General features: G+C 72.9%; 14 protein-coding genes. 7 read left to right on the top strand and 7 right to left on the bottom strand.

The features are described 5' to 3' along the window. The first annotated feature begins 94 nt into the window (after positions 1–94). From IF04_RS0101990 to IF04_RS0101965, 6 genes are all read left to right on the top strand, one after another. Positions 95–1,774 carry a GTPase gene (locus IF04_RS0101990; RefSeq protein ID WP_078599713.1) on the top strand — a complete coding sequence of 560 codons (1,680 nt, stop codon included), beginning with the start codon at positions 95–97 and terminating at the stop codon, positions 1,772–1,774. 200 nt (positions 1,775–1,974) lie between these two features. Next, positions 1,975–2,727: a single-stranded DNA-binding protein gene (locus tag IF04_RS37045; RefSeq protein ID WP_425428348.1), complete on the top strand. Its 753-nt coding sequence runs from the start codon at positions 1,975–1,977 to the stop codon at positions 2,725–2,727. A 270-nt stretch (positions 2,728–2,997) separates the two neighbouring features. Continuing rightward, positions 2,998–4,416 carry a Cys-Gln thioester bond-forming surface protein gene (locus IF04_RS0101980; RefSeq protein ID WP_063829426.1) on the top strand — a complete coding sequence of 473 codons (1,419 nt, stop codon included), beginning with the start codon at positions 2,998–3,000 and terminating at the stop codon, positions 4,414–4,416. Positions 4,417–4,665: 249 nt separating this feature from the next. Beyond that, the gene (gene ettA / locus IF04_RS0101975; RefSeq protein WP_078599711.1) at positions 4,666–6,330 is read left to right on the top strand and encodes an energy-dependent translational throttle protein EttA; all 1,665 of its coding nucleotides are present in this window, start codon (positions 4,666–4,668) and stop codon (positions 6,328–6,330) included. A gap of 10 nt (positions 6,331–6,340) precedes the next feature. Beyond that, on the top strand, positions 6,341–6,793 hold the full coding sequence (locus IF04_RS0101970) for an acyl-CoA thioesterase (protein WP_030249828.1): 453 nt from the start codon (positions 6,341–6,343) through the stop codon (positions 6,791–6,793). Beyond that, positions 6,790–7,500, top strand: coding sequence for a DUF8010 domain-containing protein (locus IF04_RS0101965; RefSeq protein ID WP_030249826.1), 711 nt, complete (start codon positions 6,790–6,792; stop codon positions 7,498–7,500). Before IF04_RS0101970 ends, IF04_RS0101965 begins: the two co-directional genes overlap by 4 nt. An 87-nt stretch (positions 7,501–7,587) precedes the next feature. Here IF04_RS0101965 and IF04_RS0101960 read toward each other — a convergent pair whose 3' ends face one another. Next, a complete protein-coding gene (locus IF04_RS0101960) occupies positions 7,588–7,992 on the bottom strand; it encodes a globin (protein WP_030249823.1) in 405 nt (134 codons plus the stop codon). Positions 7,993–8,079: 87 nt separating this feature from the next. On the opposite strand from IF04_RS0101960, the gene IF04_RS0101955 reads away from it, so the two are divergent. After that, on the top strand, positions 8,080–9,135 hold the full coding sequence (locus IF04_RS0101955) for a methyltransferase domain-containing protein (protein WP_030249820.1): 1,056 nt from the start codon (positions 8,080–8,082) through the stop codon (positions 9,133–9,135). Positions 9,136–9,157: 22 nt separating this feature from the next. Here the strand turns inward: IF04_RS0101955 and IF04_RS0101950 are convergent, their stop codons facing one another. The 6 genes from IF04_RS0101950 to IF04_RS0101925 form a co-directional block, all read right to left on the bottom strand. Beyond that, the gene (locus IF04_RS0101950) at positions 9,158–10,432 is read right to left on the bottom strand and encodes an FHA domain-containing protein (protein WP_030249818.1); all 1,275 of its coding nucleotides are present in this window, start codon (positions 10,430–10,432) and stop codon (positions 9,158–9,160) included. Positions 10,433–10,494: 62 nt separating this feature from the next. Then, on the bottom strand, positions 10,495–11,853 hold the full coding sequence (locus IF04_RS0101945) for a VWA domain-containing protein (protein WP_030249816.1): 1,359 nt from the start codon (positions 11,851–11,853) through the stop codon (positions 10,495–10,497). A 148-nt stretch (positions 11,854–12,001) separates the two neighbouring features. Then, a complete protein-coding gene (locus IF04_RS0101940; RefSeq protein ID WP_030249814.1) occupies positions 12,002–13,246 on the bottom strand; it encodes a protein phosphatase 2C domain-containing protein in 1,245 nt (414 codons plus the stop codon). 1 nt (position 13,247) lies between these two features. After that, on the bottom strand, positions 13,248–15,905 hold the full coding sequence (locus tag IF04_RS0101935; protein ID WP_051830571.1) for a serine/threonine-protein kinase: 2,658 nt from the start codon (positions 15,903–15,905) through the stop codon (positions 13,248–13,250). Further along, positions 15,902–17,182, bottom strand: coding sequence for a hypothetical protein (locus IF04_RS0101930; RefSeq protein WP_030249810.1), 1,281 nt, complete (start codon positions 17,180–17,182; stop codon positions 15,902–15,904). The genes IF04_RS0101935 and IF04_RS0101930 overlap by 4 nt, the downstream gene beginning before the upstream one ends. Positions 17,183–17,243: 61 nt before the next feature. Further along, positions 17,244–18,233, bottom strand: a complete 990-nt coding sequence (locus tag IF04_RS0101925) for a glutamate ABC transporter substrate-binding protein (RefSeq protein ID WP_078599776.1) — start codon at positions 18,231–18,233, stop codon at positions 17,244–17,246. Positions 18,234–18,239: the final 6 nt, after the last annotated feature.

The following is an 18,239-nucleotide window of genomic DNA, read 5'->3' as shown; positions in this document are numbered from 1 at the left end:
ATGGAGACACCGGTGGCGGAGACGTCGATGGCCGAGATGCCCGTGGCGGCGGCGTCGCCGTCGGAGTGTGAGTGGTATCTGCAGAGAGGGCTTCATGGTGAGCGGTGAGGGCGAGGACGCGGCCGGCTATGGATGCGTGCCACGGGGACGGCGCACCGTGGAGGACGAACTGCAGCCGCGGATCGACGCGCTGCGGGAGCTGATCGGGCTGTCCCGGACGCGGCTGGACGGGCGGACGCTGGACGAGGCCGGGCAGGTACTGGACGCGGCGGACGAGCGGTACCGGCTGTCGGGCGAGCACACCGTCGTGGCGGTCGCCGGAGCGACCGGCAGCGGCAAGTCGTCGCTCTTCAACGCGCTCGCCGGCGCACCGTGCTCGCAGGTGGCGGCGCGCCGCCCGACCACCTCGCAGCCCGTGGCGTGCGTGTGGCCGGGCGACCGGGCCGGCGCCGAGGGGCTGCTGCACCGGCTGGCCATCCCCGTAGCGCAGCGCTTCGTACCCGCCTCGGGGCCTGCGGGCGACGAGGACCTGCGCGGACTCGTCCTGCTCGACCTGCCGGACCACGACTCGGCGGCGGCCGGCCACCGCGCTCAGGTGGACCGGGTACTGAAGGCGGTCGACGCCGTCATCTGGGTCGTGGACCCGGAGAAGTACGCGGACGCGGTGCTGCACGAGCGGTATCTGCGCCCCTTGGCGGGCTACGCCGAGGTGACTTTCGTCGTGCTCAATCAGGTGGACCGGCTGCCCGGTGACGCCGCCGACCAGGTGGTGGATGATCTGCGGCGGCTCCTCGACGAGGACGGGCTGGCGCTCAGCGAACACGACGAGCCGGGCGCCACGGTACTCGCGCTGTCCGCGGCCACCGGGGAGGGCGTGGACGAACTGCGGGACGCACTGCGGCAGTTCGTCGCGGAGCAGGGGGCGGCGGGGCGCCGCCTGGCCGCGGACGTGGATGCCGCGGCGGAACGCCTGCAACCCGTGTACGTGGCGGAGGGGCACGCCGGGCTGACCGAACGGGCGCGGGAGGACTTCGAGGAACGGCTCGCCGAGGCCGTGGGCGCCACGGCTGCCGGGCGCGCGGCCGAACGAGACTGGCTGCGCCACGCGGAACACGCTTGTGCCACTCCGTGGGTACGGCTGCGGAGTTCGAGACACGGCGCGTCGCCCGGCCGGACCTCGTGCGGACAAGCCTCGCCTGGGCAGACCTCGCCCGGGCAGGCCTTGCCTGGGCAGGCGTCGCGTGCCGTGACCGAGCAGGCGGTGCGGGCCGTGGCCGGTGAGGCGGCGCGAGGGCTGCCCGTGCCGTGGGCGCAGGCCGTGCGCGAGGCGGCGGACAAGGGGGCGCGGGGGCTGCCGGAGGCGCTGGACCGGGCGGCGGACGCGGCCGACAGGGCACTGCGGGCCGGGCCTCCGGCGAAACCGCGGTGGTGGACCGTGGCGGCGGCGGGCCAGGGCCTGCTGGTCGCACTGCAGGCGCTGGGTGTGCTGTGGATGGTGGGCCTGCTGTGCGGGGTGGCGTGGGCAGCCAGGGGGCCGGGCTGGCTGCCGGCGCTGGTGCTGATCACGGCCGGTACGGTCGGCGGGCCCGCGCTGTCCTGGCTGTGCGGCGTGGCGGCACGCGGCCCCGCGCGACGGTACGGGCAGGACGCCGAACGGGAGCTGCGGGCCGCGGCGGCCGGCTGCGGCCGGGCCCGGGTGCTGGAGCCGGTCGCGGCGGAACTCCTGCGGTACCGGGAGGTGCGCGAGCAGTACGCGGTGGCGGCGGGGGTGTGAGCGGATCACCCATAAGGGTGGCCGACTTTTCCCCATTCCTTCCTGCCCGTCGGTTGTCCCCGGCGGTTGTCCACAGCCCCCGACGAGCTTTTGTGAACTCGTGCAGCATGAGTTCCAAGCGCGGTCGAGGGCGGGATCGACGACCGGGCCGACGGAGATCGGGAAGATCGGGAAGATCGGGAAGAGCAGGAACGGGGGAGATGACGATGACCGACACGATGGTGACGCTGACGGGGAACGCGGCGACGGCGGTGGAGCACCGCTATACAAAGGACGGCGCGGCAGCGGCGAGGTTCCGGATGGCCTGCACGCCACGCCGCTTCGACCGGGAGCAGGGCCGCTGGACGGACGGCACCACGAGTTTCTACACCGTGCGGGCGTGGCGCACGCTCGCGGACAACCTCGCCGCTTCGGTGGCGGTGGGCGAACCGCTGGTCGTACGGGGCCGGTTGACGGTACGAGAAGGGGAGCACCCGCCGGAGCGGGGCGGCGGCCGGTGGTTCGCGGCCGAGGTGGATGCCGTGACGATCGGGCACGACCTGACCCGCGGGACCGCCGCCTTCCGCCGCGCCGCACGAGCCCGTACAGAGACGCTGACGCAGTCCGGCCCGTCGCAGTTCACCCCGCCACAGTCCGACTCGGCGCCGTTCGGATCGGCACAGCCGACGGCGGGCGACGCGGCAGCCACCACGTCCCTCTGGGCGACTGCCCCACCCGGTAAAGGCGTTGACACGCGCGACGATGTCGGTCCGCCCGCGGCCGAACGGGCCGACGCTCCCAACGGAACCAACGCAACTCGCGAGAGCAACGCGGAAACTGACGATTTCACGAGCGGAACTCGCCGCTCCGGCACCGAAAGTGGCGATTCAGCGCTAGCGATTGCCGCCCACACGACCGGAATTGATGATTCCATGACCGGAAGTGATTCGCCGGAGAAGGTGCCAGTGTCCTGAATTGCCCCCGGGGATTTGTCGATAATCCCAGGTCAGCGAGGCTTCCTTCGGTAACGATTGCGATTCGGATCGCCTGTCCGACGGTTGCTACCGGGGACGGTGTTGCGCTTGCTCTCTAGGATCCACGAGTACTCACGGGGGCTGATCATCACGAGTACTCACGGGGACTGATCGTTCCGTTCGGCGACCTTCCGTTCGGCTGTTGAGTTCTTTGCGTTCTTTCCGGCGGGGCCACCTCCCAATGACCTGCCCCGCCCAGAGGGGAATTCCATGATTTCTGTGAAGAGGCGCGGTGCGGCCCGCCTTGCCGCCGCGGTCCTGGCCTCCGGCCTCGTCGCGGCGGGTGCGATAGCCACCGCGGGGCCTGCCGCCGCGGATGACGCGCCCCCGGGGCACAGCGGAGTGACCGCCACGCTCGGTGGTCTGACGACGTACGACCAGGCCGTCATTCACGACCACGGCCGGGACCAGAAGATCGGTGCCGGGCTCTTCGAGATGGCCGTCGACGGGGGCGGCTCACTCCAGACGTACTGCATCGACATTCACAACCCGACGCAGGACCAGGCCAAGTACCAGGAAGTGCCCTGGAGCCAGTCGTCGCTGCACAACAACGCGGACGCCGGCAAGATCCGCTGGATCCTGCAGAACTCCTACCCGCAGGTGAACGACCTGGCCGCGCTCGCGGGCAAGGCGGGCTCCGGGACGCTCACCGAGAAGACCGCGGCGGCCGGTACGCAGGTCGCGATCTGGCGCTTCTCCGACCACGCCGACGTCGACGCGGTCGACCCCGCGGCGGAGAAGTTGGCGGACTACCTCCAGAAGAGCGCGCAGGACCTCGCGGAGCCGACGGCGTCCCTGACGCTCGACCCGCCCGCGGTCTCCGGCAAGCCCGGCAGCCGCATAGGCCCGGTCACGGTGCACACCAATGCCCAGAGCGCGACGGTCACCCCGGCGGCGGACGCCCCGGCCGGCGTCTCGATCGTCGACAAGACCGGCAAGGCGGTCGCCAAGGACGGCAAGCCGCTCGGCACGGTGACCAACGGCTCGCAGCTGTTCTTCGACGTGCCGGCCGGTGCGGAGGACGGTGCCACCTCGATGACCGTCCAGGCCGCCACGAAGGTGCCGGTCGGCCGGGCGTTCACCGGTGTCGGTGATCACGCCAAGAGCCAGACGCAGATCCTCGCGGGCTCCAGCGAGTCCACCGTCTCCGCGGTGGCCGGCGCCTCCTGGGCGAAGCAGGGCGCGGTTCCGGCGGTCACCGCCGAGAAGAACTGTGCCAAGGGTGGTGTCGACATCACCGTCAGCAACAAGGGTGACGAGGCGTTCGGCTTCCAGCTGTCCGGCAAGGACCACGAGGTCGCGCCCGGCAAGTCCGAGACGGTGACCGTGCCGGTCGGCGAGGACCAGTCGTACGAGATAACGGTGAAGGGCGCGGGCGGCTTCTCGAAGACGTTCTCCGGCGTCCTGGACTGCAAGACCGCCGGCAGCGGTGGCGGCAGCAGCCCGTCCCCGGCTCCGTCCGCGCACCCGAGCCCGGCCTCGGCCGGTGGTACGGGCGGCGACTCGGCCGGTGACCTGGCCGAGACCGGTTCCAGCAGCGCCACCCCGGTGATCGCGGGGGTCGCGGTCGTGCTCGTCGTGATCGGCGGCGCGGCGGTGTTCTTCCTCCGCAAGAAGAAGACGGTGTGACGCAGTAAGTCAGTAAGCCAGTGAGTCAGGCCGATGGCCCCGGAGTGCGCCCAGCGCCCCGGGGCCATCGCTGTCCGCCGGCCCAGCCGCCCCGCCCCACTCTCCGTGCGTGCGGCCTCACTCCCGGTCGCTCTCGGCGGCTACCCGTTTCCTTCCGGGGACCGCCGTACGGCAAGATGGGTAGTACTGCCCACACGCGGCGGAGCCGCACATCGATACTTACAGATCCAGACTGGCGGACGGTTTCTCTTGGCTGAGTTCATTTACACCATGCGCAAGGCGCGCAAGGCGCACGGCGACAAGGTGATCCTCGACGACGTCACCCTGAACTTCCTGCCGGGGGCGAAGATCGGTGTCGTGGGCCCCAACGGTGCCGGTAAGTCCACGGTGCTGAAGATCATGGCGGGCCTGGAGCAGCCGTCGAACGGCGACGCGTTCCTGTCGCCCGGTTACAGCGTCGGCATGCTCCTGCAGGAGCCGCCGCTGGACGAGTCCAAGACGGTCCTGGAGAACGTCCAGGACGGCGCCCGTGAGGTCATCGACAAGCTCAAGCGCTTCAACGAGGTCGCCGAGCTCATGGCGACCGACTACTCCGACGCGCTGATGGAGGAGATGGGCAAGCTCCAGGAGGACCTCGACCACGCCAACGCGTGGGACCTGGACACGCAGCTGGAGCAGGCGATGGACGCGCTGGGCTGCCCGCCCGGCGACTGGGGAGTCACCAACCTCTCCGGTGGTGAGAAGCGCCGCGTCGCGCTCTGCAAGCTCCTCCTCGAGGCCCCCGACCTGCTGCTCCTCGACGAGCCCACCAACCACCTGGACGCCGAGTCCGTGCAGTGGCTGGAGCAGCACCTCGCCAAGTACGCCGGCACCGTCGTCGCCGTCACCCACGACCGGTACTTCCTCGACAACGTGGCCGAGTGGATCCTGGAGCTGGACCGCGGCCGTGCGCACCCGTACGAGGGCAACTACTCCACGTACCTGGACAAGAAGGCCACGCGCCTGAAGGTCGAGGGCCAGAAGGACGCCAAGCGTGCGAAGCGTCTGAAGGAAGAGCTGGACTGGGTCCGCTCCAACGCCAAGGGCCGGCAGGCCAAGTCCAAGGCCCGTCTGACCCGGTACGAGGAGATGGCGGCCGAGGCCGAGAAGACCCGGAAGCTGGACTTCGAGGAGATCCAGATCCCGCCGGGCCCGCGCCTGGGCAACGTCGTCGTGGAGGTCGAGAACCTCAGCAAGGCGTTCGGCGAGAAGGTCCTGATCGACGACCTGTCGTTCAGCCTGCCCCGTAACGGCATCGTGGGCGTCATCGGCCCGAACGGCGCCGGTAAGACCACGCTGTTCAAGATGATTCAGGGCCTGGAGTCCGCGGACTCCGGTTCGATCAAGGTCGGCGACACGGTCAAGATCTCGTACGTGGACCAGAACCGCGCCAACATCGACCCCAAGAAGACCCTGTGGGCCGTGGTGTCGGACGAGCTGGACTACATCAACGTGGGCCAGGTCGAGATGCCGTCCCGCGCGTACGTCTCCGCGTTCGGCTTCAAGGGCCCGGACCAGCAGAAGCCGGCCGGCGTGCTGTCCGGTGGTGAGCGAAACCGCCTCAACCTGGCGCTCACGCTCAAGCAGGGCGGCAACCTGCTCCTCCTCGACGAGCCGACCAACGACCTCGACGTCGAGACCCTGTCCTCGCTGGAGAACGCGCTGCTGGAGTTCCCGGGCTGCGCCGTGGTCGTCTCCCACGACCGCTGGTTCCTGGACCGAGTCGCCACGCACATCCTGGCGTACGAGGGCGAGTCCAAGTGGTTCTGGTTCGAGGGCAACTTCGAGTCGTACGAGAAGAACAAGATCGAGCGGCTCGGCCCGGACGCCGCCCGTCCGCACCGTGCCACCTACAAGAAGCTGACCCGAGGCTGAGGCTGATCGCGTGCGACACGTCTACTCCTGCCCGCTGCGCTGGGCGGACATGGATGCGTTCGGCCACGTCAACAACGTGGTCTTCCTGCGCTACCTCGAAGAGGCGCGGATCGACTTCATGTTCCGGCTGGCGCCGGGGGACGGCAGCCCGTCGTTCTCCGGCGGGTCCGTCGTGGCCCGCCACGAGATCGACTACGTCCGCCCGCTGGTCCACCGGCACGCGCCGGTGACCATCGAGTCCTGGGTGACCCGGATCACCGCGGCGTCCCTGACGATCGCGTACGAGGTCAAGGACGAGGACACGCTGTACGTGCGCGCCTCGACCGTCGTGGTGCCCTACGACCTCGAAGCGGGACGTCCCCGGCGCATCTCGGCCGAGGAGAAGGCGTTCCTGCAGGAGTACATGGACGACGCTGACGACGCTGACGGCGCGGACAAGCAGTCGGAGGCCGTCGCCGCATGACGGTCCTGCGCCTCGCCGACGACGGGGAGGCGGCGGACCTCGCCGCCTTCCTGTCCAGGCTGCTGCATTACGACCGTGCGGCGGCGGTGCGCCTCCAGGCGGCCCCCGCCGGCGGTGCCGGGGACGGCGGCGTGCTCGCCGTCTTCGGCCGGCCGCCGTCCTTCGAGGTACTGGCCATCCGTACGGCGCGCCTCGCCGAGCCGGTGGAGCTGGACGCGACCGTCTCGGCCGGCGAACTGCTCGACGGCATCGACGAGGCGGCCGGCACGCTCACCGTCCCCGCCGAGGTCACCGGCCCGCCCTGGGCCGGGGTGCTGCCGCCGCAGGGCGGCTGGCGCCGGGTGCCGGGGCTGCCCGCGCCCGACGCGCTGGGCCGGATGCTCGCGGTCTCGGTCGCCGAGTTCCGGGCCCGCGACGGGGCGTTGCCGCCCGAGCAGCGGACCCGGGCGGAGCGGGACCGGATCGGCCGGGAGATCTGGTCGCGCACGGTCGGCGACACCCACCTCCCGCTGCGCGCCGTGCACGCCGCGCAGTCGCTGGGCTTCCTGCGCCCGGTACGCACCCCGGTCGGTGCCACGGGCACCGGCCCGCTCCCCGAGCCGTACACGCTGCTCGCGGCGGGCGGCTGGCTCCGGCTCCGTACGCCGCTCGGCTCGGTCGCGGTCCGTACGGGCGGGCTCCAAGGGCTGTCGGTCACACCCGCGTGATCACACCCGCCTGACGCGCACCTGCATGGCATGAAAGAGGCCGGGCCGCCCTCATGGGCGGCCCGGCCTCTGTCACCTCGTGCGTGCTCAGCCCTCGCTGTTGACCATCGAAGCGGCCGCATACGTCAGGTAGTTCCACAGCTGCGTCTCGTGTTCGGGCGCCAGCTCCAGGGAGTCCACGGCGTCCCGCATGTGCCGCAGCCAGGCGTCGTGCGCCGCGCGGTCGACGGTGAAGGGCATGTGCCGCATCCGCAGCCGGGGGTGGCCGCGGCTGTCGCTGTACGTCCGGGGACCGCCCCAGTACTGCATGAGGAACAGCGCGAGGCGCTCCTCGGCCGGGCCGAGGTCCTCCTCCGGGTACATGGGCCGCAGCAGCGGGTCCTCCGCGACGCCCTGGTAGAAGCGGTGCACCAGACGCCGGAAGGTCTCCTCGCCACCGACCTGCTCGTAGAAGGTCTGCTCCTGAAGCGTGCCGCGCGGAATCTCGTTCACGCTTCCATGGTCTCAGACGTACCGGCCGAGTACGGGAGACGTAGGACCGGAAGGCGTCGGACCGCGAGCGAGGAGCACAGTGGAGGTATGAGCGGGAGCGGTACGGAGCCACGGAGCGGTACGGAGCCACGCAGCGATCCGTACGCCGTCGAGGCCGCGGCGGCCCGGGCCGGGCTGGTGCGGCTGATCACGATGGGCGGCGGGCTGTCGGATCCGCGCTGGCGGGCGGCGTTCGCCGAGGTGCCCCGGCATCTGTTCGTGCCGGTGTACTACGTGGGCGTGGCCGGCGGGTACGAGCGGCGCACGGCGGACCACCCCGATCCGGAGCGCCGGGCGGAGTGGCTGCGCGGGGCGTACGCCGACAGCCCGCTGGCCACCCACGTGCGCCACGGGGAGCTGGTCTCCTCGAGCAGCCAGCCGTCGCTGATGGCGGAGATGCTGGACGCGCTGCACGTCGGGGACGGTGACGCGGTACTGGAGATCGGCGCGGGCACGGGCTACAACGCGGCGCTGCTCTCGCACCGGCTGGGGGACGAGCGGGTCACCACGGTCGATCTGGACGAGGAGATCACCGGGCCGGCGCGGGAGCATCTGGCGGCGGCCGGGTACCGGCCTCCGGTGGTCACCGGGGACGGGGCGCTGGGCTGCCCGGAGCGGGCGCCGTTCGACCGGATCATGGCGACCTGCCAGCTGCCGTCCGTGCCCGCGGCGTGGGTGGCGCAGGGCAGGACCGGCGGGCTGATCCTCACGCCGCTGGCCACGGGGCTGGTGCTGTTGCGGGTGACGGGGGAGGGGCGTGCGGAGGGACGGTTCCTGTCCACCCCGGCGTACTTCGTACGGCTGCGCAGCGCGGCCCCCGAAGGTGAGCACGGGGGCGAGGACGGAGCCGCGTCCGAGGAGCGCGCCGGGACGTGGGCCGCCACGGCGGCGCTGCCGCGGGAGGCGCTGCGCGACGAGCGGTTCCACTTCCTCCGCACGCTGAGCGCCGGGGGGCTGGGCCCGCGCGGCGCGTACGAGCTGTGGCGCGCGGAGCGGCGGCCGCACCGCTCGCGGTTCGGCGTGACGGTGGAAGGGGACCGCCAGTGGGCGTGGCTGGACGCCCCCGACGGCCCCCACCGGTGGCCGCTGCCCGGCCGGGACTGACCGCAGCCGGGCGCGCAGGCTCTCAGCCCCGCCGGACCGTGATCGTCGTCCAGGCGCCGACGTGCACGCGGTCGCCCTCCTGGAGCGGGATCGGGACGTACGGCTGGATCGGGTCCTCGCCGCCGTTGACGGTCGTGCCGTTGGTGGAGTTCTGGTCCACCACCGCCCAGCCGCCGCCCGGCTGCTGCACCAGCATCGCGTGCTGGTGCGAGACGCCCGGGTCCTCCGGCGGGCGCCCCAGGTCGATGTCCGGCGACTCGCCCGTGCTGTGCCGGCGGCGGCCGATCGTGACCTGCTGACCGTCGAGCGGCAGCTGCTGCTCGGGGGAGTAGGCGGGGAGGTTCAGGCCCGCCGCCTCGGGGCCGCTGCGGCCCATCATCGCCATGAAGTACTCACGGTCCGGAGCGATCACCGCGACCCAGCCGGCACCGGCGGGCGCCTGCCCCGGCGCCTCGCCGCCCGGGGCCCACGGCTGCTCGCCGGTCTGCCCGTGCTGAGGCTGCTGCGGCTGCTGCGGGAACGGGGGCTGCGGCTGCTGCTGCCCGTACTGGCCGGACTGCTGCTCGTACTGGCCGGGCGGGGCCGGGGGCGCGGACTGCTCGTACGGCGGGGGCGGCCCGGGCGGCGCGAACGGGCCCTGCCCCTGCTGACCCGGCGGAACCTGCTGACCGGGCGGGAACTGCTGTCCGGGTGGGGCTTGCGGCGGGGGGCCCTGCTGGCCGGGCGGGGCCTGCGGCGGGGGTGCCTGATGGCCGCCGGGCGGCGGCAGCAGCCAGTCGTCGCCGCCCTGGGACGGGGCCGGGGGCTGCTGCTGCGGCGGGCCCGCTTCACCGTAGGCGCCGAACGGCTGCTGCCCGGGGCCCAGCGGCTCGGCGGGCCGGTTCATCTGCGAGGGCCGCGAGCTCTGGTACTCGTACTGGTCCGGCGGGCCGGGCTGGGCCGGGAAGCCGGGCGGCTGCGAGGACTGCGGCGCGGGCGCCCCGTACGACGCGGAGGTCGAGGAGTGCGTCAGGAAGTTGTACCGGCACCCCTCGCAGAACGGCGCCATCGCCTCGCGCGGCGTGCCGCACTGCGGGCACGGCTCGGACTGGCCGGTGCCGGGCCCGGGGGCGTGACCCGCGCCGGGCGGGGGCGGCGGGAAGCCGTAGCCCCCCTGCTGCGGAGGCTGCTGGGCCGGGGCGCCGGGGAAGCCGGCCGGCGGGGGAGGCGGCGGAGCGACAGTGCCCGCCATGCGGTGGCCGCACACCTCGCACCAGTCTTCGGCCACTGACTGGTGGCCGTTCGGGCAGGTCGGCATGTCGGTATGTCCCCCTCCGTACCGTCTTCCAACGGTTTTACGTCTAGCTCGTCACTCGTTTGTCACTTTTTGACGCGAACGGTCTTGGTAGAGCGCGTTTCGAGCGTCATCTCGTCCGCTTCCGCGACCTTCGCCTTCAGCCGCACAGTACCGGTCACCGCGTCCACGACGTCCACCACCTTCGCAAGCAGTTTCGCAGTGTCCTCGTTCCCGGAGGCACTCGCCAGCTGCACGGCCCGGCCCAGCCTGGCGGTCGCGCCGTCGACATCTCCGGCCTTACGGGCATCCAGCCCCGACTGGATGGCCCGGGCCAGTTCCGCCTGCCCCGTGTAGTGCGCCACCTGCGGGTTGATCTGCGTCGATGCGGCCATGTCGGTCGTCCACACGGCCCGTACCAGGCCCTGCGCGAGCGTCCGGGGCGCACCGCCGCCGGGCGCAGGCAGCACCAGTGCCACCCGCGCGGCCAGCATCTCCTGGCCGACGCCGGCGTCCGGGACGCGTACGCACACGTGGTAGTCGCGGGACTCGTCGCCCCAGGAGCCGGTCGGGTAGTCACCGGCCCGCGGCCCGGCCTCGGTGCGCCGGCCGGTCAGGTCCTCGACCGTCGGCGCGACCTGCTTCACGAACCGGATCTCGGCGCCCTGCGGGGTCCACACCCGCAGGGCCACGTCCGCGACCTCCTTGCCCATCGCGGTCTCCATCATCCGCGTGAAGTCCGCGGTCAGCCCGGCCGGATCGGCGACGATGTCGGCGCTGCCCAGCAGGGCCGAGGCGATGCCGGTGACCTCCTTGACCTCCCAGTCCGTGCCCACCCCGCGCGCGTCGCAGGTGAACCGCCCGGCGCAGTCGTCCAGGGTGGCCCGCAGATCCTCGGGCGACTCGTGTTCGTTGCGGCCGTCGGTGAGCAGGATGCCGTGCCGGATGGCCACGTCCGCGGAGTACAGCAGCCGGTCGGCCAGCCGCAGCCAGGTGCCGATCGCCGTGCCGCCGCCCGAACGCAGCCTGCGCAGCGCCTCTTTGGCCAGCGCGCGGGTGGCGGGCGACGCCTGCGCGAGGCGGCCGCCGCCGGGGTAGACCTCGGCGGCCTGGTGGGTGCCGGCGATCACCGCGAAGGCCACCCCGTCGCGCAGCGTGTCGATCGCCGCCGCGGTGGCGTCGCGGGCGTTGCGCATCTTGGTGGGCGGGTACTCCATGGAGCCGGAGCAGTCGACCATGATGACCACGGCGGCGTCCGGGGCGCCGCCCGGCGCGGGCGCGGGCTGCCCGGCGGCGTCGGCGAGCGGCCGGCCGCCGGAGGTGCCGCCGCCGGTGGCGGTGACCGTGGCGATGGCGTTCACCTCGCGGCCGCCCTCGGGGAGGTACTCGTTCTGGTACACCTCCACGGAGAACTGCGGGACCGTGGACTTCGAGAAGTTGGCCATCTCTTCCGCTCCTTGACGCTCCGTCGTGCTCGTCGGCGTGCGGGCGGGCGGAAGTACCCCAGGCCGTCCCCCCGTCGGCACCTCCCCAGGTGCCGGACCGTTCTCCTGCGCTGACTGCGCAGACTGCGTTACGCGTTGCTGTGGTGACTCACGCCGATACTGCCCCGGGCGCGGGTACCGGGAACGGCACCACGGCCACTGTTACGTTGTCGTGGCCCCCGCTGTCCAGAGCGTGGCGAACGAGGGTACGTGCGCTGTGCAGCGGGCGTTCACCCGCGTCCGGGGGCAGCAGCGCCGCCAGTTCGGCCGCCGCCTCGGTGTAGTTCCACAGGCCGTCGGTGCACACCACGACCACGCCCGGGCGGTCCGGCCGGAACGCGGCGGTGTGCGGCTGCAGTTCGTACGCGTCGGCGCCCAGCCAGCCGGTGATGGCGTGGGCCCGTTCGTCGGAGTACGCCTCGGCCTCCGTCATCAGGTTGTTCGCCACCATCTGTGCGGCCCAGGAGTCGTCCTCGGTGAGCCGGGCACCGGGCGCGGTGCGGTCGTCGGGGATCCAGTACGCGCGGCTGTCGCCGACCCAGCCGACGGTCAGCACCCCGGCCGCCACGACGGCCGCGACGAGCGTGCAGGCCGGGGCGTTCTGCTGACGGTACGGGTCGCGCGGGTGGTCGGGCTCCTCGGCGAGCGCGTCGACGGACTTGGCGGCGGCCAGGATCGCGTCGTGCATGGCCTGCTGCGGGTGGGCCTCCCGGGGCAGCGCCGCCAGCAGCGACTCGGCGGCCGTCTCGGCGGCGGCCTGCGACGCCTCGTCGGGCCGGGTCGCGGAGGAGACGCCGTCGCAGACCACGGCGAGCACCGCGGGGGAGCCGTCGGACAGCGCGGTGCCGGCGACGGTGAAGAAGTCCTCGTTGCGGTGGTGGCGGTGGCCGCGGTCGCTGACGGCGGCGACCCGCTCCAGCTCACGCTCGAAGTGGTCGCGCTCGCGGGGCTGGGCGTGGCCGCAGTGCTCGCAGTAGCCGTCCTGGTCGACCGTGCCGGTCCGGCAGGCCACGCAGGTCTTCGCGGCGAAGGACTCACGGGGGTCGGCCGGGGCGTCGGTCATCGGGGCCGGGGAGTCCGCGCCGACCGCGGCGGCTTCGGCGTCCGAACCGCCCGAACCGTCCGAACCGCCGGAGCCGTCCGCGCCGCCGGCGCCGCCCGAGCCGTCCGGGAGCCGGCTCTCGGGAGCAGGCGGCGGAGCCGCCCCGTATCCCCCGGCCGCACCGTACGCCCCGGCCGCCGCGTCGTCAGGCGCCGCCGCGGAGACATCCGCACCGCACACACCGCAGAAGTTGTCCCCCGGCTCCAGCGGCTCGGCGCATCCCGGGCACCGGGAAGGACCTGTCACTGCCATCTCACACCCACGTCCTGGGGCGGAAGCGGTTGGCCCGCTCCACCAGTTCGATCCTCTCATCACCGCGCTGAGCCAGCCTGGCGAGCAGCCGGCAGGACCGCTCCAGGCCGAAGCGCAGCCCGCGCTCGTCCACCTCGCAGCCGAGCAGGACGGGGACGGCCCCGGGCGTCGGCCGTTCCCCGGCGCGCCCGGACAGTACCCAGTCCAGCGCGCAGCCCAGTACCTCCGTCGTCAGTGTCTCGCGGCGCTGCGCGTCCAGCCCGAAGTCCGTCAGCCGCTCGATCTGCCGGGCCGCGGCCTGCAGGTCGGGCAGCAGCGGGTCGCTCGCCGGGCGCTGCCGGAGCCGGGCCCGCACCGCGGCGATGCGGGCCGCGGTGAAGTGGATCGAGGACTCCGGTACGGCCTCCAGGGCACGCACCGCGCCGCTGCGGTCACCGGTCGCGAGCCGCACCCGGGCCAGCCCGAACGCCGCGCTCACATAGCTGTGGTCGGTGGTCCACACCAGGTGGTAGTACTCGGCGGCGTTGTCGAGCTGGCCCAGTACCTCGGCGCAGACGCCCAGCGCCAGCTTGGGCGCGGGTTCCCCGGGGAACGCGTCGTACACCGCGTCGAAGGACAGCGCGGCGGTCTCCTTGTCGCCCGTGGCCAGGGCCACCAGGCCGCGGTACCAGATCACCCGCCAGTCCGACGCCCAGTCGGCCAGCGGATCGGTCTCGATCTCCCGCAGCACTCTTTGGGCCACCGACCCGTCGGCCATCTCCAGCCGGGCCCGCAGGTCGCGCAGCCGCAGCTCCAGGGAGTCGGCGGGCGCGGAGCGCAGCGCGACGAGCAGCTCCGCGGGCGCCGCGGCCAGCAGACCGGCCAGGAAACCGGCGTTCGGATCGCCGGGGTCGACCCGCGGCGCGGGGAGCGCGAGCACGGTGGCCGCCGTGTCCACGGTGCGCAGTACCGGACCCGGGCTGCCGTACCCGGGCAGTGGGGAGACCTCGTACGACATCTGCGCCGGGATCGACGGCGTGGCCGGTGCCGTGCCCACGAGCCCCGCCGAGGGGCCCTCGCCCGGCAGGGCGGCGACCGTCTGCTTCCGCAGGCCCCAGCGGCGGGGCGGCGCGGCCCGCCCGCCGAGCAGCGAGGTGTCCCCGTCCACCGCGGGCATCAGCTCGGTGTCGACCACCCGCAGTTCGGGCCCGAACAGCTGGGACAGCGCGGGCCGCTGCTCGCCGGTCTGCAGTGCGACGACCTCGCGCAGCACGCCGGTCAGCTGCTCGGCCATCTCCTCGGCGGAGGCGAACCGGCGCGCCGGATCGGGGTCGGTGGCCCGTACGAGCAGCCGGTAGAAGGACTCGTAGCGGCGGAACACCTCGATGTGCTCGGGGTCCGGCAGCGAGTCCGCGAAAACGTTCGTGTAGCCCTGGAAGTCGAAGGTGAGGACGGCGAGGGTGCGCGCGACCGTGTACAGGTCGGAGGCGACGGACGGTCCGACCTCGGCGACCTCGGGCGCCTGATAGCCGACCGTGCCGTAGATCGCGCTCTCGTGGTCGTCCATCCTGCGGACCGCGCCCATGTCGATCAGCTTGAGCTGGTCGTTCTGCTGGATGGCGTTGTCGACCTTGAAGTCGCAGTACAGCAGGTTCCGGCTGTGCAGGTGGCCGAGGGCCTCCAGCGCCTCGATGCCGTACGCGCACGCCTGCTCGACCGGGAGCGGGTCGCGCCGCCCCTGGGGCGTGCGCCGCTCGTTGGCGATCTCCTTGAGGGACTTGCCGCCGACGTACTCCATGACGATGTAGCCGTCGAGGCTGCCGGTCGCCTGGTCGAGGTGTTCGACGAAGTTGTAGATGCGGACGATGTTGGAGTGCTCGATCTCGGCGAGGAAGCGGCGCTCGGAGACCGCGACCGCGAGCGCCTCCTCGTCACCGGTGTCCAGCAGGCCCTTGAGCACCACCCACCGGTCGGAGACCGCGCGGTCCACCGCGAGATAGATCCAGCCCAGCCCGCCGTGCGCCAGACAGCCCGCGACCTCGTACTGGCCGTGCACCACGTCGCCGGCCCGCAGCTTGGGCACAAAGCTGTACGGGTGGCCGCACTTGGTGCAGAAACCTTCCGTACGCCCCGGGCGTCCGCTGCGCGCCCGGCCCACCGGCGCCCCGCAGTCGCTGCGGCTGCAGAACCGCTTGCGCTCGGGAACCTCCGGGTTCTCCAGCACGACCGTGCGCGGATCGGGCCGCGGCACGTCGGGGACCGCCACCAGCCCGGCCCCCAGCCGCCCGCGCCCCGGCCCCGAGCTCGACCCGGAGCTCTGCCCCGAACTGCCGCTGCGCACGGACACCGAGCGGGTCGACGGGCCGGACAGGGAGCGCGAGAGGCGCCCGGAGACGGAACGGCGGGAGCCGGAGGAGCGGGAGGAAGCCGACGTACGGGCGCTGCTGGAGTTCTGCGAGCCGTTGGACCCGGAGGCGGCGCGGCCGGCGCCCGCCACGCCGGTCGGCGGCGAGGCCACCATGCCGGTCGCCGAGACGACCGGCGCCATCCCGCAGACGTCGCAGTACAGTTCGCCGCCGCCGACGTCCTCGTAGCGGCCGGCGCACTCCGGCCGCTGGCAGACTGTGTCCTTCTCGTACTTCTCGTCCTTCTCGTACTTCTCGCCCGGCTCGCCGGTCATGACTCCCCCTCGCGGTCCGGCTGCCCGGCCGCCAGCGCCTCGGCCGCCGCCTGCTGGTAGCGCAGTACGGCGTGCTCGGCGGCGCGCAGGTCGCAGGGCGCGCTCCACAGCATCCGGCGGGCGATGTCGTACCGCTCGATCAGCAGCGGGTCCTCGGCCAGGCCGTGCCGCGCCGTCTTCGCCTTGTACGCGTCGAGGCGGCCGCGCAGCTCGGCGCGGACGGCCAGCGGCGCGGTCACCGCGGTCAGCGACTCGCGGGCGCGCAGCAGCTCGTCCTCGGCGCGCTCCTCCAGGCTCTCCAGCAGCGGCGACAGCAGGTGCCACTGGGCGCGTCTGCGGTACTCGGCGGCGGTGGCGAGCTGCTCGTGGAGGGCGGCCGACGGGCCCGAGACGGCCGGTACTTCGGATGCGGCGATCTTCGCCAGCACCTCGCCGCGCGCCTCCCGCGCCTCGGTGAGCGTGCGGTCCGCGCGCGAGAGCAGGTCGCGCACGAGCATCAGCCGCCGCTCGGCGTCCTGCCGCACCGCGAGGACCGCCTCGATCTCGCGCCGCACGTCCTCCAGGGCGCGGGCCGCGCGGTCGTACCGCTCGGTGTCCGGACGGCCGCCGCCGGGCGCGGCGCTGGCGTCGGTGGCGGGCACCCAGAAGGCGAGCGGGTCGGTGAGCACCTCGGCGCGCAGCCGGGTCAGCTCCTCGGTGATCTGCTCCAGGTCGTCACCGGAGGGGTGCTCGCCGGGGCGGACGCCGACGGAGTGCGCGAGGGAGCGGGTGCGGCGCAGTTCGGCGGCGAGCAGGTCGATCCGGGCGGGCAGCGCGGTCCATACGGAGTCGGCGCTGACGATGACGTCCAGCGCTCGCGCGTACAGCCCGTTCATCCGGTCGACCAGCGCCTCCAGGCTGAGCTGTTCGCTGAGTTCGGTGAGGCTGCCGACGGCGGCGCCGGAGACCGTGACGCCGTTGCCGCGCAGCATGTCGGTGAGGGTGGCCAGGTCCTCCGGGGAGAGCCAGCGGCGGCGGGCGCGCAGCTCACGGGCGGCCTCCAGCGCCGCGCTGTACGCCTCGAAGTGCGCCCAGAGCACCGTGATCCGCTGCTCGGCGGTCGCCCAGCGGTCCTTGGTGACACCGGTCAGCTCGGCGCCCTCCAGGAGGCGGCGGCCGGCATGGTCCTGCAGCGCCAGCAGCGAGGTCTCGATCGCTTCGTGCTCGGCGCCGAGCCTGCCGAGGGCGCGGTCCACCTCGTCGCGGCTCATGGCCGGGGCGGGTCCAGGGACCCCCATCGATCACCTCTCCAGAGTGCGTGCGGTGCGCTGCGGGCGACCGGCCGTCCGGCCGGGCCTTTCAGTCGCTGTACTGGGGCGCCGGCGGCCCGGAGACGCCCGGCAGGTCGGCCTTGAGCCACTTGTCGTACGCGGTCGTCCAGGGGCTGTCGGCGCCGCCCGCGCGGTAGTCCTCCAGCACCTTGTTCACCCGCCGCACCAGGTCCTCGTCCTCCTTGTTCATGGCGACGCCGTACAGGTCCGTGCTGAACGGCTCGCCCTTGAGCTCCACGGCCGGGTCCTGCGCGGCCTGTCCGGCGGCCAGCGCGCTGTCCGTCACGACGGCGTCGGCCTCGCCCAGCTGCAGCCGCACCAGGCAGTCGAGCTGGTTCGGCACGGTCATGACCGTCGCGCCGTGATCCTCACCGTCCAGTTCCTGCTCGCCCGTTGATCCCTTCGCCGTGCAGATCTTCTTTCCCCGCAGCGAGTCGTCGAACGCGTCGATCGACGACCTCTTGGGCGCGAGCACCTGCTGGCCGGCCTTGAAGTAGGCGGTGGAGAAGGCGACGTCCTTCTTGCGCTCGCAGTTGATCGTCATCGTCCGCACGACCATGTCCACCTTGCGCTGCTTCACGGCGTCGATGCGCTGGTTGGTGGGGATGGCGCGGTACACGATGTCCGGGTCGGGCCCGAGGATGTCCCGGGCGATGGCCTTCGCCAGGTCGATGTCGAAGCCGATGAGGTTCTTCGGGTTGTCCGGGTCCCGGTAGCCCCAGCGGTAGCTGTTCTGGTCGACGCCGACGACCAGGACGCCCGCCTTCTTGATCCGCTTCACCGCGTCGCCGTCGGCGGGGGACGGCCGCAGGCTCTCCGCCGCGTTCTCCTCCGTGCAGCCCGCGGCGGCGGGCGCGGCCGACGCGGCGCGGGGCGGCGCGGGGAGCGGCGGGTCGTGCGGCACGGCGGGGGCGCTGCTGAGCACCGGCACCAGCACCGCGGCGGCCGCGGCCATCACGCCCATGCCGGCGGCCACCGGAGCCAGCGCTGACCCGAGGTCCGCCATTCGCGCGCGCATGCTCAT

This window comes from Streptomyces violens (genome assembly GCF_000717745.1).
In the GTDB taxonomy this organism is placed as follows: Bacteria; Actinomycetota; Actinomycetes; order Streptomycetales; family Streptomycetaceae; genus Streptomyces; species Streptomyces violens.
Note: the sequence above shows the minus strand (reverse complement) of the source record. Positions and strands in the feature narration are given on the sequence as shown.

What these genes read in the sequence shown, in the direction of transcription:
- IF04_RS0101990 (WP_078599713.1), top strand. Translation starts at nt 95, where the DNA reads ATGGTGAGCGGTGAGGGCGAGGACGCGGCCGGCTATGGATGCGTGCCA.
- IF04_RS37045 (WP_425428348.1), top strand. Translation starts at nt 1,975, where the DNA reads ATGACGATGACCGACACGATGGTGACGCTGACGGGGAACGCGGCGACG.
- IF04_RS0101980 (WP_063829426.1), top strand. Translation starts at nt 2,998, where the DNA reads ATGATTTCTGTGAAGAGGCGCGGTGCGGCCCGCCTTGCCGCCGCGGTC.
- IF04_RS0101965 (WP_030249826.1), top strand. Translation starts at nt 6,790, where the DNA reads ATGACGGTCCTGCGCCTCGCCGACGACGGGGAGGCGGCGGACCTCGCC.
- IF04_RS0101955 (WP_030249820.1), top strand. Translation starts at nt 8,080, where the DNA reads ATGAGCGGGAGCGGTACGGAGCCACGGAGCGGTACGGAGCCACGCAGC.
- IF04_RS0101950 (WP_030249818.1), bottom strand. Translation starts at nt 10,432, where the DNA reads ATGCCGACCTGCCCGAACGGCCACCAGTCAGTGGCCGAAGACTGGTGC.
- IF04_RS0101945 (WP_030249816.1), bottom strand. Translation starts at nt 11,853, where the DNA reads ATGGCCAACTTCTCGAAGTCCACGGTCCCGCAGTTCTCCGTGGAGGTG.
- IF04_RS0101940 (WP_030249814.1), bottom strand. Translation starts at nt 13,246, where the DNA reads ATGGCAGTGACAGGTCCTTCCCGGTGCCCGGGATGCGCCGAGCCGCTG.
- IF04_RS0101935 (WP_051830571.1), bottom strand. Translation starts at nt 15,905, where the DNA reads ATGACCGGCGAGCCGGGCGAGAAGTACGAGAAGGACGAGAAGTACGAG.
- IF04_RS0101930 (WP_030249810.1), bottom strand. Translation starts at nt 17,182, where the DNA reads ATGGGGGTCCCTGGACCCGCCCCGGCCATGAGCCGCGACGAGGTGGAC.
- IF04_RS0101925 (WP_078599776.1), bottom strand. Translation starts at nt 18,233, where the DNA reads ATGCGCGCGCGAATGGCGGACCTCGGGTCAGCGCTGGCTCCGGTGGCC.